At 36.9% G+C, this 16,225-nt stretch carries 7 protein-coding genes; all 7 read left to right on the top strand.

What is annotated here, in order from left to right:
• Positions 1-86: 86 nt before the first annotated feature.
• The 7 genes from IP023_RS03965 (at position 87) to IP023_RS03935 (ending at position 16,221) form a co-directional block, all read left to right on the top strand.
• Positions 87-1,682: a glycoside hydrolase family 10 protein gene (locus tag IP023_RS03965; RefSeq protein ID WP_241788953.1), complete on the top strand. Its 1,596-nt coding sequence runs from the start codon at positions 87-89 to the stop codon at positions 1,680-1,682.
• 594 nt (positions 1,683-2,276) lie between these two features.
• Positions 2,277-5,360 carry a SusC/RagA family TonB-linked outer membrane protein gene (locus IP023_RS03960; RefSeq protein ID WP_241788952.1) on the top strand — a complete coding sequence of 1,028 codons (3,084 nt, stop codon included), beginning with the start codon at positions 2,277-2,279 and terminating at the stop codon, positions 5,358-5,360.
• 3 nt (positions 5,361-5,363) lie between these two features.
• Positions 5,364-6,989 carry a SusD/RagB family nutrient-binding outer membrane lipoprotein gene (locus IP023_RS03955; RefSeq protein ID WP_241788951.1) on the top strand — a complete coding sequence of 542 codons (1,626 nt, stop codon included), beginning with the start codon at positions 5,364-5,366 and terminating at the stop codon, positions 6,987-6,989.
• Positions 6,990-7,302: 313 nt separating this feature from the next.
• A complete protein-coding gene (locus IP023_RS03950) occupies positions 7,303-8,556 on the top strand; it encodes an exo-beta-N-acetylmuramidase NamZ family protein (RefSeq protein ID WP_241788950.1) in 1,254 nt (417 codons plus the stop codon).
• Positions 8,557-8,640: 84 nt separating this feature from the next.
• Positions 8,641-12,087 (top strand): SusC/RagA family TonB-linked outer membrane protein, encoded by a 3,447-nt coding sequence (locus IP023_RS03945; RefSeq protein ID WP_241788949.1) that lies wholly within the window; start codon positions 8,641-8,643, stop codon positions 12,085-12,087.
• An 11-nt stretch (positions 12,088-12,098) separates the two neighbouring features.
• On the top strand, positions 12,099-13,949 hold the full coding sequence (locus IP023_RS03940) for a RagB/SusD family nutrient uptake outer membrane protein (RefSeq protein ID WP_241788948.1): 1,851 nt from the start codon (positions 12,099-12,101) through the stop codon (positions 13,947-13,949).
• Positions 13,950-14,388: 439 nt separating this feature from the next.
• The gene (locus IP023_RS03935; protein WP_241788947.1) at positions 14,389-16,221 is read left to right on the top strand and encodes an outer membrane protein assembly factor BamB family protein; all 1,833 of its coding nucleotides are present in this window, start codon (positions 14,389-14,391) and stop codon (positions 16,219-16,221) included.
• Positions 16,222-16,225: the final 4 nt, after the last annotated feature.

Genomic DNA, 16,225 nt, shown 5'->3' with positions numbered 1-16,225 from the left:
TGCAATCGTAATTAATCAAGCTAAATACAGTAGATTTGTCGTCTATGACAATTAAATTTATAAGATATTTTGTGCTTGTTGGCATTATGTCAACTCTTTTTATGGCGTGTAAGTCTAAAAAGACTAAAGTGTTAGAAAGCCCCGTACAAGCAAGTGCTGTAACGATTACTGTAGATACGTCTATTGTTATTAATGATAGAATTCCTAAAAAGGTTGTAAAAGAAGGTATTGTAGCAAAAACACCTGTAGCTGAAGAAAACTTGAAAGTTGAATTACCTAAAGTGCCTCGCGAATTTCGTGCTGCTTGGGTAGCGACAGTAGCTAATATTAATTGGCCTAGTAAGCGTAATCTTTCTACGGAGGATCAGAAAAAAGAAGCGATTGCATTATTGGATCTGCTAAAAGACAATAATTTTAATGCTGTAATATTTCAGGTTCGTCCATCGGCAGATGCTTTATATAATAGTAAACTAGAGCCTTGGTCCATCTTTTTAAATGGCGAAATTGGTAAAGCACCAACACCATATTATGATCCATTAGAGTTTTGGACAGCAGAGGCACATAAGCGCGGATTAGAGCTGCATGTTTGGTTGAATCCTTATCGTGCACACCATTCAAATGGTGGCCAAGTGACAAATGAATCTATGGTTCGTAAAGCATCAGATTATATCGTTCGTCTGAAGAACGGTATGTATTGGTTTGATCCTTCGGATCAGCGTACACAAGATCATGCTGCTGCTGTAGTTAATGATATTGTAAAACGTTATAATATCGATGGTGTGCATTTTGATGATTATTTTTATCCTTATGCGACTTATAATGGAGGGGCTGATTTTCCGGATGATAAAACATGGAAAGCTTATAAAACAAATGGTGGTACATTGTCAAGACCAGATTGGCGTAGAGATAATGTGAATCGTTTTATTGAACGTGTATATAAAGAAATTAAAGAAGAAAAAAATCATGTCAAATTTGGCTTAAGTCCATTTGGTATTTGGAAGCCTGGATATCCTGCTGGTATTACAGGTTCTTCACAATATGATGAGTTATATGCCGATGCCAAATTGTGGTGGAACCAAGGATGGGTAGATTATTTTACTCCTCAGTTGTATTGGCCTATTAATCCTCCAAAACAAAGCTTTACGGCTTTATTAAAATGGTGGCAGTCGGAGAATAAACACAATAGACACTTGTGGCCAGGATTGAATACCGTAGAAATAAGAGCTGCTGATAAACCTACAGAGATTGTTAATCAATTACAAGCAACACGTGAACTTGTCCCTAATAGCCCTGGTGCTGTACATTGGAGTATTGCAGGTTTGACAAAAAATCCAACAATGCTCAATAAGATTAAATCTTCAATGTATCAAGAGCAAGCGTTAGTTCCATTGACGCCATGGTTGAATGCTAATCCTTTGTTACAACCGACATTGTTGTTGACAACGGAGAAAGATGGTATTTATGCGAAGTGGTTACATAAGCAATCTGATGAGATAAGACAATGGATTTTGTATACAAGATATGGTGAGGTATGGACAACAGAAATTTTAGAACCTGGGCTTACAGGTAAATTGTTGCCAAAGAAGAAAGAGGGTAAAACATTATACGATGTCGCTGTGAAAGCGGTAGATCGTTTGGGTAATGAAAGCCCTTATATCGCTAAGCCAGTACAGGCAAAGTAGTAGGATATTATAGTGGTAACAAACGCCTTCAAAGTATACTAAACTTTGAAGGCGTTTTTGCTTGATAATACCTGATGATAGTTTTTCTTACCATTGGATACATATAATTCCAAACTCCAAAGGCTTTCTTGACGTCTAGTTTTTTATTTAACTACAAAGGGTACTATGTAATTGCTATTTGAAGCTGAGATGATTAATTGGACGTATATATCATCACAATCTTGCTGGATTTCGCATGGGAACCCCTATTGCATCGGTACGTTCTTTTGGTGTGTTGTAAGTAAATATTGTGTTTTTAGTTATAAAAAGGTCTGATGCGTATGTGTCAGTCCTTTTTTTATTTTTTGCCTTTTTGCAAATGCTTTCTTACTATTTTTAGGTAAGTTTCCTCTTTAACAGATGGGTTTATTGCGTTATATTGCAATATTTGAGACTTTCTGTCTTTATTTTTAGGGTTTAGATTGCATTTTTTTGCTTTTTTTTATAAAAAACCTATTGAAGGAAACATTTTTTTATTAGACTTGTATAATCTAAATATGATGTCTCTGAATATAATTTGGAGATTATGTTTTATAACCTAATTATTGATTATTCATGAAAAGAAGATTTCTTCTCACATTTTGCGGGGTGGCATTATTTGCATCTTGCTTGATGGCTCAGCAAAAATCTATTACCGGCAAAGTGGTATCCTCCTCTGGAGAAGCTTTGAGTAATGTAACCGTCGTTGTCAAAGGGACTAATCGGTCAGTGCAAACCAATTCAGATGGTACTTTTTCTATTCAAGCAGCACCAGGTGAAGTTTTACTTTTTAGATCTATTGGAGCAAATCAACTGGCCGAAACAGTAGGTTCATCTAATGTGTATAATGTAACACTTGCCAATGCTGATGAAGCTATTGATGAAGTGGTTGTTACCGCATTGGGTATCAAAAAAGAAAAAAGAGGATTAGGATATGCAGTTCAGGATATTAAAGCAGACGAATTAATGAAGAATAAAAATCCTAATATTATCAATTCATTGAATGGTAAAATTGCGGGTTTGAATATTACTAATTCTGGAGGAGCACCGGGAGCATCATCTTCCATCATTATTAGAGGAGGTACTTCATTGGAGCGTGACAATCAACCCTTGTTTGTTATCGATGGTATGCCCATGGATAACTCTACTGGTGTAGGCGATATGTCAGCAGTGAATGGGAGTACCAATATTTCAACGACAAATGGCAACAGAGCAATGGATATCAACCCAGAGGATATTGAGTCTATCTCTGTACTGAAGGGACCTACGGCTGCGGCACTATATGGTATTCGTGCTGCTGCTGGCGCAATTGTGATAACAACCAAAAAAGGTAAAGAAGGTGTTGTCTCGATTGGTGTAAATTCTAGAACGGGTGCCAATTGGGTAAACAAATTGCCAGAGCAGCAAGCAAAATACAAACAGGGATCCAATTATAATAACAAATACACAGAAGAAACCTATTGGTCTTGGGGTAATGAGTTTACGCCTGGGGAGCCTATCTATAATAACTTAAAAGATTTCTTTGATACTGGTTATTCATTTGATAATAGCTTTAATGTGACTGGTGGTAGTGCTACAGGGAATTTTTACCTTTCAGGATCTAACTTCAAACAGACGGGTATCGTCCCTACCACAGATTATGATCGTACTACATTTCGTTTGAATGGGGAGCAACGTTATGGTATTTTGACTTTTGGTGCCAATGCATCTTATTCTGTGTCAAATACACAAAAAACATTAACAGGCTCAGGTCTCTGGGGTGGAAGTGGCTCCGGATATATGGAATCTATTATTGCTTGGCCAAGAAATAGAAACATGAAAGATTGGCAATTGCCTAATGGGGATCAGAACTTGATGTTTCCATCTATTCTTTTAGAAAACAATATTGATAATCCGTATTGGATAGTGAATAAGAATCCACAGACAGATAAGACAGATCGTTTCTTAGGTACATTTTATGCTACAGCAAAATTAGCTAAAGGACTTGATTTTACGTATCGTTTAGGTATTGACCAATATACATCCAACTATAAGTCTGTAATTGCTAAAGGCTCTGCTGTAAAATTAGATTGGCAGAATGGTATGCTTTCAGAAACTATTAGACAATATAATTTTATAAATAACAACTTATTGTTAAATTATAATGTTGACATCAATCCAGATTGGAATTTGAATGTATTGGCCGGTTTGTCTACCGAAAATATTAACCTTAATACAACATCGAATAGAGCACAGAATTTTATATTACCTAATTTTCTATCTTTAAATAATGCGAAAGCGCAAGATAAATTCTCTTATTCAAATTTGAACCGTGTACGCCGTGTAGGTGTATTTGGTGATGCCAAAGTTGGGTATAAAAACTATGCCTTTTTAGGGGTAACCTTAAGAAATGACTGGTCTTCGACGCTACCTATTCAAAATCGCTCTTTTATGTATCCTTCCTACAGCGGAAGTTTAATCTTTACGGAGTTGTTTGAGAAAAATAGTATCCTGAGCTATGGTAAGTTGAGGGCATCATGGGCTGAGGTAGGTAAAGATGCTCCAGCATATCAGACAGCGACTTACCTGAAAGATGTACAAATGACTGTAGGTGGCGGTTTTAGAAATGAATGGACAATTGGTAATCCTAACCTAAAGCCTGAAAAAACACAGTCATTTGAAATTGGTACTGATTTGAAATTCTTCAATAACAAATTGGGCGTAGAATTCACCTATTATGATAATAAATCTGTGGATCAGATATTACAGCCTCGTGTAGATAATGCTACGGGATATATATTGAAGTATGTGAATGCTGGTACATTACAAAATAGAGGTTTAGAATTGACATTGAATTATTCACCTATCAAAAGACAAGATTTTGTATGGGATGTAGCCTTAAATATGTCAGGTAATAGAGGTACTGTAAAGGATCTGCCGGGTGATATTTCGATATTGTATGTTACAGATGTACAAGTAGCAGGTGGTAAAGCAGCTTCTTTTGAAAATGGTGCTTTTATGGGTATTTCTGGTGCTAAATGGAATAGAGATACGGACGGTAATGTTATTTTGGATTGGAATACAGGATTACCAACGGTATCGGCTTTAGAGACTAATTATTTAGCCAATAGAGAACCTCGATTTATCGGTGGTTTGAATAATAACTTTACCTATAAAAACTGGAATTTGTCTTTCTTGATAGATTTCCGTAAAGGTGGTGCTGTCTTGAATGGTACAGAGTATTTATTGACACAATATGGCTTGAGTGAACAAACAGCAAGTCGTGGAGACAAGATTACTTTGACAGGTGTTGCCAAAAATCCATCTACCGATGCTTATGAAGCGGTGTCTAAAGAGGTAGTAGCAGATCAAAAATTTTATCAAGATTATTTTGTTAAGGAGACGGCTAATTTCATCGAAGACGTCAATTGGGTGAGGTTGCGTTCTATAGTTTTAGGGTATGATTTGCCGAAGGAAGTCTTAGCAAAATCGAAAGTATTTAAAGGTGTTTCTTTTAATTTAACGGGGACTAACTTATTGTTGTTTACAAATTATACAGGGATGGATCCTGAATCTAGTGCTGCAGGTGCTGGTGTGGTAGGATCTGGTTCTGTTGGTATTGACTATGCTGGTGTTCCAAGTACAAGAGGGGTAACATTTGGTGTCAACTTAAAATTTTAGAAAATGAAAAAAATATTCTCAATATTAGCGATAGCTACATCTTTAGTAATGTCATCTTGTGAGAAGTGGTTAGATGTCAACGATAATCCTAATTCCGCAGATGAATCTGTACCTACTCCAGATTTACGTCTGCCTCCTGTTTTAGCACAATTTATGGATGGCTATGAAAGTGCTGGAACACGTACTTCTTTAATCATAGGCCAATTGGCAGCAACGGGTTCTAGTAGTAATAATTATAATCTGAGTAGATGGTATTCTACTGCAGCGAGTGTAGCATGGCCTTATCAAGCATGGTTTGTAAATTGTGCCTCCAATATTGCGCCAATGATACAAAAGGCTGAAGAGACAGAGTCTTACCACTATATAGGTGTAGGAAAGATAATGTATGCTTTAGGTTATTTGACCCTTGCTGATTTGTATGGAATGCTACCTTATGAGGAGGCTTTTGATGCTTCTATTATGAATCCCAAATATGATGATGGTTCATTGATTTATGAAAAAGCTTTAGCACTATTGGATGAAGGAATTTTGGAGCTTCAAAAAGCACAAGGGCCTGCTGCTATTTCACTTGCTAAAGGTGATTATTTATTTGCTGGTGATGTTTCGAAGTGGATTAAATTTGCTTATGGTATCAAGGCTAGACATTTGAACCATTTGTCTAAGACTACTGAGTATAACCCTGATGCTATCTTGGCGGCATTAAAACTAGGCCCTGCATCCAATGAGGAGAGTGCGATATATGCGTATCAAGACGAAGCTATCTCTGGTAATTCGGCTACAAACTCCTTACAATATCAAAACAATAGTGCAACACGTTTGACGAAGTTGTATCTTGATTATATTAATAATAACTATACTGGGGCACCCTCGGGTAATAATAATGTTCAGGATCCACGCTATAAATTATTAGCCGCGAGCTATGGTATATTGAAGTTGAATCCGAATGGTAATACACGATATATAGATACTGTATGGACAGAAGGAGTAAATATGGCAACGATTACGGGCGCTGGTATTGCAACTACTGAAACGCAATATATACAGTTGTTACGAAGTACTGTTCCTATGGATATAGCTAAAGATACCCTAGGTACTAAGAAGTTCTTAGGTACTTGGTATACACTAAAAGGGTCTAAAGGCTTGTTATTGACTTATGCAGAAATGAAATTTATTGAGGCAGAGGTACAATTCAAAAAAGGAAATCGTCAAGAGGCTTTAGCGGCTTATAAAGCGGGTATAAAGTCGCATATTGAAACTATGGGGCTTCATGCTGATGCTTACCTGAATAGTACTTCTGTAGTTCAGAGTGCTGGAGTATTAACATTGAGTCATATTATGATTCAGAAGTATATCGCACTATCTTATTCACCAGAATTGTTTTCTGATATGAGAAGAATGAATTTCTGTGCTGATGCTTCAAATCAATATAATGAAACTACGGGTATATACAAAGGGTACAATCGACCTGGTAATGTATACACGCAAGAATATCCACAAACGAATATGTGGCCACGTCGATTTGCTGTTGCATCCTATTCTATCAATTTTAATCTGGAACAGGTGTTAAAACAAGATCCTGAGGCCGGAAGTATTGGGTATTTAGCTAAACCTATTTTTTGGGATAAATAGACTATTAAAATAGTAAGTTAATCCGCTATGTAATTTACATAGCGGATTTTTTTTATCTAAGCGTTATGTAATGCAAATGTTACATAAATGTGTAGCTTTTACACTAACTGTTTATTATTTACTGCCATTTATTGGCGTTAAAATCACCCTAATAACTGATAATCAGTGTTTTATGAATTTCATCTAGTTGCATGGTTAACATTCGTGTTTGTGCGTTATTTAGATATTATTTTAGTTGAATGTCGCACGTTATTGATTTTTTATAGCTTATTTATGCGTTATTTGTTCTATTTTTAGCCAGAGTTCTAAAATTATGGACATATTTATGATTAATGCAACTAATTTTAAAATGGCTATGTCAAATTGTTTGACATTATTAGCCATTATTCTTTTTTCATCATGTAGCTCCTCTAAAAGTATTAGACTGGCTAGCGAGCAGCCGAGTTCTTCACCGGCTTTAATTATTCCTGCTGCAGATCAGTTGAATGCTTACTTGCCTTTATTAAAAGGTAAAAAAGTAGGATTGATGGGTAATCAGACTTCAATTGTTGGAACAGAGAAGGAACACCTTGTTGATGTATTATTGCGTGAGGGAGTAGACCTAAAGTTTGGATTTGCACCAGAGCACGGTTTTCGTGGCGATATAGAGCGCGGAGAGAAAGTGTCGAATGATAAAGATAGTAAGACAGGCCTACCTTTGTATACCTTATATGGAGGAAATGAAAAACAAGATTCTATTGTGCAATCGATTGATATCATGGTGTTCGATTTGCAAGATGTTGGAGCTCGTTTTTATACTTATATCACTTCTTTGCACCGTGTAATGGAATTGTGTGCTAAGCATAATAAAGAGCTTATCCTATTAGATCGTCCCAATCCTTGCGGTGATCAAGTAGATGGTCCTGTTCGCAAAGACGATAAATTCAAATCTAATGTGTCCTACCACAAGATAGCAATGGTACATGGCTTGACAATAGGTGAGTTAGCACATATGATCAATGGAGAAAAATGGTTAGAAGATGGACGCCAATGTAAAGTGACGGTTATACCTGTTTTGAATTGGGATCATGGTATGATGTATGATTTACCTGTTGTACCATCACCTAGTCTGCCCAATCATCTTTCTGTACGTTTATATTCTTCTTTATGTCTTTTTGAAGGAACAGAAATTTCTGTAGGAAGAGGTACAGATTGGCCTTTTCAAGTGGTAGGATATGATAATCCTGTTTATGGTTCATTTACGTATCAGCCTGGTGAGAAGTCCGGGATGGTGAAGCATGTTGAAGGCAAAGGACAGACGATGTACGGTATAGATTTACGCCAGTTAAATCCAGATGATCAAAAATTTACCTTAAAATACGTTTTAGAGTTTTATAATAATATGCCTGATAAGTCTAAATTCTTCACTAGAGCAGACTTTTTTGACAAGTTAGCAGGAACAGATGAGCTAAGAAAGCAAATCTTAGCAGGTAAAACAGAGGAAGAGATCAAAAATTCATGGAAACCTGAATTAGAAGAATACAAACAGATGCGTGAGAAATATCTATTGTATCCTGATTTTAAATAGAGATTACAAACCTAAGCAGGCTAATTATTGGATTAGTCTGAGTAATGATAACATAAAAAACGTTTATTTAATTAATTGCTACACATGAGAAATACTTTATTATTCTCTTTAGCTTTAGGATTAGCTGTAACAACCGAAGCTACGGCAGGTAAAGTTGCTACATTTGCTAATCTTTCTGCTGCAACGGCTTATTCTTCGGGGAGGCTAATACAAAATACTGTTCAAGGTACAGTGTCTGATAAAGACGGTCCTGTCGCAGATGTAACGGTGTCAATAGTAGGTGTTCCGGGGTCAGTACGTACTGATGCTAACGGTAATTTTAAAATTACAGCAGCATTAGGGTCGACATTAAGATTTTCTAGTATTGGTTATGTCGCTCAAGATATCAAAGTATCTTCAGGAACGATCAATGTAACATTAGCTTCAGAAGAGAATACCTTGGACGAGGTAGTTGTTGTAGGATATGGTACACAAAAGAAAGGTAATTTAACGGGTGCTGTTTCTTCAATAAATGTGAAAGAGACAATGGAAGGTCGTCCTATTGCTGATGCTGGACGTGCTATGCAGGGTACAACGCCTGGTTTGAGTATTACAATCCCTAGTGGTGAGGTTGGTTCTGATCCAACAATTAAAATTCGTGGGCAGATAGGTTCTATATCCGGAAATAGCAATCCACTAATCTTATTGGATAACGTAGAGATCCCGAGTATCAATATTGTTAATCCAGATGATATAGAGTCGATTACGGTGTTAAAAGATGCCGCAGCTTCTTCAATTTATGGTTCAAAAGCAGCTTTTGGGGTGATATTGATTACCTCCAAACAAGGTTCTAAAATAGAGTCTAATACAGTTAGTTATTCTAATAATTTCTCTTTTCAAAATCCATTCAAAAAATATGAAATGGGTACTGTTGACGCTTTGCGCTATTCTTTAGATGCAGCTCAACGTATAGGCCAATCAAATATTGGTACAATGATTAAAGTGGATGAGGAAAGCTATAAGAAGGCCGTAGAATGGCAAGAGAAATATGGTAATACAATTGGTGTAAATGACCCTACATTATTCGGTCGAGATTGGTATGCTAATGCTCTAGGACAGAAGTTTGGTGTACGTACTTACGATGGTTATGAATATATGATTCGTGAGTGGGCGCCTACACAACAACACAATGCTTCTTTGTCAGGTAGAACAGGGAAGACGTCTTACAACATTGGATTAGGTTTATTGGATCAAGCCGGTATGCTTAAAACGAATACAGATAAATTCGCAAGATACAATGCTTCTGTACGTGTTTCTTCGGATATCAATAAATACTTAACGGCACGTGCGGGTGCTATTTATTCGCGTACCAACAAACAATATCCTTATGCTACCAACTCATTAACAGCAGATCCATGGTTGTACTTATATCGTTGGTCTTCTGCATTGCCATTTGGTCAGGATGGCTATGGTAGAGATATGAGAGGTCCTCAAGCCGAGACTGCTAATGCTAATGTAGCAAGCTTAGCTAAAAATTACATGAATTTTAACGTAGGTGCTACCGTAAACATCAAATCAAATTGGAAGGTAGATTTCGATTATAACTTATCTAATCAAGAGCAGATCTGGAATAAACCAGGTACTCGTTTCTCTAATTTTGCGGATACATGGAGTAATGCCGTTGCTGATATGGATGCTGCTGGAAATCGTCTATATGTTGATGCTGAAGGTAATTATGTTGACGCTTCTGCACAAGGTGCAATTCCTGCTTATACATTTGCTCCATTTAATACGGCTAAAGGAGCAAATCCAGATCATTACCGTAAAGATAATGAAAACTTTATGCGTCATACGATCAATGCATTCACAACTTATAACATGAGTTTAGATGGTGGTCATGACTTTAAGTTTATGGCGGGTTTAAATAAGGTGGCTGAGCAAACGGAATCGAGTTGGTTACAAATCACGGAATTATTAGATATTTATAATCCACAGTTGGCCTTTGGTAATGGTACTATTACAGGTACAGGAGCTAAATCATGGCAATCACAAATGGGATTCTTTGGTCGTGTGAATTATGCATACCAAGATAAATATTTATTTGAAGCAAATTTACGTCGTGATGGTTCTTCAAAGTTTCCTACAGATCTACAATGGAGATGGTTCCCATCTTTCTCTGCAGGTTGGGTAGTTTCTCAAGAGCAATTTATGGATTGGTCTAAATCATTTATGAATCAATTGAAAGTACGTGGTTCTTGGGGTACTATTGGTGATCAGTCTGTGTCAAATAACTTGTATATCTCGACAATGAAAAATACACAGTCTACTTGGATTAATTCATCTGGTGCTCGTGACTGGTATATGTCTACTCCAACGGCAGTATCTGCAAATATTACTTGGCAAGATATTACGACGTTAAACTTAGGTGCAGATGCTAGATTCTTAAATAATCGCTTAGGTTTTGTATTTGATTGGTATCAACGTGATACACGTAATATGATTGTGCCTGCGGAAGGGGTAGCAGCTACGTATGGTACGGCTGCGCCAAGAGGTAATTATGGCGCACTAAGAACTCGTGGCTGGGAGTTTGCGGCTGATTTTAATCATAGATTTGAAAATGGTTTAGGTATCAACTTGAGAGCTAATATCTCTGATGCTAAGTCTGTAATCACAGAGTATGGATCTACACAGTTAGTAAATGGTTATTATTCGGGCAAAGTATTTGGTGAGATCTGGGGTTATGAAACAGATCGTCTCTACCAAACTTCTGATTTTAATTATGACGCTGCTGGTAACTATATAACTACTACCGTAAATGGTAAAGTAATGAATCAGTTGGCCGATCCTAATGCTGCTTATCAGTCATTTCTTCAAAATTCTGATACCTTTATTTTTGGTGCGGGTGACGTGAAATATAAAGATCTTAATGGTGATGGTGAAGTTAATAATGGTAAACAAACTATAACGGATCATGGTGACTTAAAGGTAATAGGTAACAGTACACCTCGTTACGAATATGGATTCCGTTTGGGCGCAGATTACAAAGGTTTTGATTTCTCTGCTTTCTTCCAAGGTGTAGGTTCTCGTCAGGTATGGGGTGATGGAGCTTTGGTTATACCAGGTTACAATGCGGCTGACGGTGCTATGGCTGCAGCTATTTCTTCAAATTATTGGACACCTAATAATACGAACGCATTTTATCCTGCTGCTTATAATATGTCTGTTGTTGCCGGTGGTAATTCACAACTTAATAATATGCATGTTCAATCACGTTACTTATTAGATATGTCGTATTTGCGTATCAAGAATATCACACTAGGATACACTATTCCTAAGGAGGTCTTAAGTAAGGTAGGTATTAGTAATTTGAGAGTATATACGGCTTTAGAGAATTTCTTTACTTGGGATAAATTGAATGGATTACCAGTTGATCCTGAAAATGTACCTGGTTCAACGATGTTTAATTCAACAGCTAATTATAATTCTGGCCGTACAGGGGTAGGTACACCTACATTTAAATCGGCTTCTTTTGGTGTTCAATTATCATTTTAATGATTCATATTATGAAATTAAAAAATAATCTTTTATATATATTATTAGGCTCCTCTATCGCTTTGACGAGCTGTGAGAAACTTTTGGATAGACCTCCTTTGGATGAGGTTGTAGATAAGGATGGTTCGTATTGGCGTAATGAAACGGATGTACGCTTGTTTGCATCTGGATTCTATACACAATATTTCAATGGTTATAATAGCTCTTGGTCTACAGATTATACACCTGTACGTGGATATACTATGACTGATGATATTACAACGATGGAAGGTCCACAAAATAGTTTTGAAAATACTGCTCCACCAGATCGTGCGAGTACTTCAGAACTTGCAGCATGGTTGTCGGAATATGCCGGACCATCATGGAACTTCTCATGGGTTAGAAAATCTAATATCTTTTTGAATAGATTAGAGAGCCTTGCTAAACCAAATTTGACGACTGAGCAGTATAATCATTGGTTGGCTGTAGCACGTTTCTTTAAAGGGTATGAATATTCACGTTTGGTATCTACATTTGGTGATGTGCCATATTTTGAAACAGAAGTTTCGGATACTGATTTTGCTACACAATACAAGGATCGTGACGATCGTGGCGTTGTGATGGACAAGGTGTATGATGACTTTTTGTTTGTATTAGACAATATCAGAACAACTGACGGTACGAATGTATTAGATAAAAATGTAGCAGCATCATATATATCTAAGCTAATGTTATTTGAAGGTTCTTGGCAGAAATATCATGGTTTGGATCAAGACCGTGCTAAAAAATATTTGGAGCTAGCTCAAAAGGCTGCTGAGGTGGTAATCAATTCTGGTAAATATGAATTTACGTCGGATTATAAATCTTTATTTTCTTCGCTTAGCTTAGCAAATAATAAAGAAGTAATCATGTACCGTGCTTATGACAATACCTTAAGTATTACGCATGCTATTGCTTCCTATCAAAATGGTAATCTAGACCAACAATCAGCGCCTAACTTAAATCTAGTTAAGGAATTTGTACTTGTAGATGGTAAACCTGCAACGAGTTCAACTGTCGCGGGTGCTACTGATTATTCTTTAGCAAATTTAGCGAAGACACGTGATCCACGATTTGAAGCTTCTTTTGATTCAGAAGCGAATCCTATTGCATCTTCTTTGATCTATGGTAATAAATTTGTATCAAGAGCAGCTTATAAAATGCCCGTATCTGACGCGAGCTATGCATCGTGGTCTAGTAATACGAATATTACCGATGCACCAGTTATCCGTTATGCTGAGGTGGTATTAAATTGGGTAGAAGCAAAACAAATTTTGGCTGAAAATTTCGGTGGTGCTCCTGTTACGCAGTCTGATATTGACAAATCTATTAATGCTATTCGAAAAAGACCTTTGGATGCGGTAGCTATCGCTAAAGGTGTTACGCAAACAGCTCCGTTATTAATTGGGAACATTGCCAATGATCCAGAGCGTGACGCCGATGTGTCTCCATTGATGTGGGAAATCCGTCGCGAACGTCGTATGGAATTTGTTTTTGAATTCGCTCGTTTAAATGACTTAAGACGCTGGAAAAAATTGCATTATATGGATTTTGCAGACAACTCAGATTATTTCTTAGGGCCATGGGTGAATTTAAAAACTGAAGCGCCTTCAATTTTAGAGGCTTATTCGCCTTCTAATATTCCTTCTGTACGTAAAGCTAATGGGACAATTGTTGCTTATAATGGTAATAACGCTGACGATATGATTGGTTATTATATTATTCCAAAAGCTAGAAACAGAAATAAAGTAGAAGACAAAAATTATTTAGCACCTGTTGGTACAGCGCAAATTGCTGACTACGCATCGCGTGGTTATAAGTTGACGCAGACTAAAGGTTGGTAGAAAAATATCCTACCTAAAATCAAAAGGCTTCAACAATGTTGAAGCCTTTTTTTATACTATAATTTGTTTTTTCATAAGTGGAATTTTTTTTGGTTTTATTAGACTAAAAAAGGTAGTTCGTTTTTGTGCGTTTTATTCCTATGGTAGACTTATTTCAAATTATTTCTTATTAGGTTTAAATAAAACATTTTAAATTACTATTTTATTAAAATAAATAATATATTGGATTCGTTTTTACGCACGTTTGTTGTGAAATGTAATGAAAGGCGCTAAATCTTGATTCATAAAAGAACATGTTATATTCCATTTTATAAATAAGCATTTTTGTACCACGATTTGGGGGGATGTACTAACTGAATAGTGTTGCTAATTGTAATTAATAAATCCCGTTTAAACCTATTTATATCCTGTATCTTTGGATGCCCTTTTAATATATCATATGAAAAGAAAATTATTAGCCCTAGCCTTATTATGTGGCGCTACGGTAGCCGCAGCACAAACTCCTTTTAAATTTGCACAGGTAACAGACACTCATCTTGGAGGTGCTACTGGTGCCGATGACTTGAGACGTACCGTTGCTGATTTGAACAATTCGCGCGATATAGATTTTGTAATCATCTCAGGAGACGTTACCGAATTTGGTTCTGATGCTGAATTAGCATTAGCGAAACAGATTTTAGATTCCTTGCAATTGCCGATGTATATCATTCCCGGTAATCACGATAGCAACTGGTCTGAGAGTGGTGCCAATTCCTTTCGTAAAGTATTTGGTTCCGAAGCGTTCTTTTTTAAGCATAAAGGATACCAGTTTGTAGGGACTACTTCAGGCCCTAATATGCGGATGAGCCCAGGGCAGATACCACGTGAAAATTTAGTATGGTTAGATTCTGTTTTCAATGCTAATCCAGATGCTGACGCTCCTTTGATATCTATTAACCACTATCCCTTAGATCCTTCCTTAAACAATTGGTATTCTTTGGTAGATAGGTTATATCAGCGTAATATACAATTGGCATTATGTGGTCATGGCCATAGTAACAAGTTATACGACTGGGATGGTATCCCCGGTGTGATGAGTAGATCTAATCTACGTGCTAAGGATGAAGTAGGTGGGTATAATATTATAACCTTGACAGGGGATTCGGCGTTTTTTCAGGTACGTAGGCCTTTGGTTAAAACAGAAGATTATTGGCTTAAGCTACCGCTGCAAAGATTGCAAAATAGAGATGGTTTTCAACGACCAGATTATACAGTCAATACGACCACTACAGCAAAGGTGCAGTGGGTATATGAAGACCATGGTGATATAGGTTCTGGGATGTCCACAGATGGTAAACTAATATTTGCGGCAAATACAGTAGGTGATATATATGCTTTAGATAGCAATACGGGTATGAAAAAATGGTCTTATCGTACAGGTGGTAAGGTATATGCTACACCTGCATATTACAAAGGTACGGTAGTAGTAGGTTCTTCGGATCATAATATCTATGGTCTTGACGCTAAGACCGGGAAGTTGAAATGGACGTTAAAAACCAATAAAGCGGTCTTAGGATCTGCAGCTATAAGCAAAGGGAATGCTTACGTAGGAGGCTCTGATGGTATATTTAGGTGTATCCGTGTGTCTGACGGAACGGTGCTATGGACATTTGATCAAGTGAAAAATTTTGTGTCTACGCTACCTACTTTGGCTGATGGAAAAGTAATTTTTGGTAGCTGGGGCAATGGTTTTTATGCGCTATCAATGGATACAGGGAAGTTGGTATGGGAATGGAACAATGGTCATGCTAATAGAATGTTTTCTGCAGCAGCATGCTATCCCGTAGTTGCCAATAATCGTGTCTTTATCGTAGCGCCAGATCGTTTTATGACTGCTTTGGACTTGAAAACAGGTGCTGTGATATGGCGAGAGAAGAAAGATGATATTCGTGTACGTGAATCTATGGGATTATCGAAAGATAAGAAATTGGCTTATGCAAAAACAATGGATGGAGAGTTGATAGGTGTTTCTACTGCTAAAGACAATATGAGTGTCGACTGGCAATCACAATTGAATCTAGGTTACGAATTGACCCCTTCAGCTATTTATAGCGATAAGAATGTGGTGTTTGTACCTAATAATTCTGGCTTATTGTCAGCCGTAGATGCTACAAATGGTGCTGTACTTTGGCAATATAAAATTAGCAATGCAATGGTAAACCCTCCTTTAGTATTGAATAATAAGGTGATCGTGAGTGCCATGGATGGCAAAATTGTTTCTTTAACGTATTAATTTA

The sequence above is a fragment of the Sphingobacterium rhinopitheci genome (assembly GCF_022627575.1).
Lineage (GTDB): Bacteria > Bacteroidota > Bacteroidia > Sphingobacteriales > Sphingobacteriaceae > Sphingobacterium > Sphingobacterium rhinopitheci.
The sequence above is the reverse complement of the archived record's forward strand: the minus strand, read 5'-3'. Positions and strand labels throughout refer to the sequence as shown.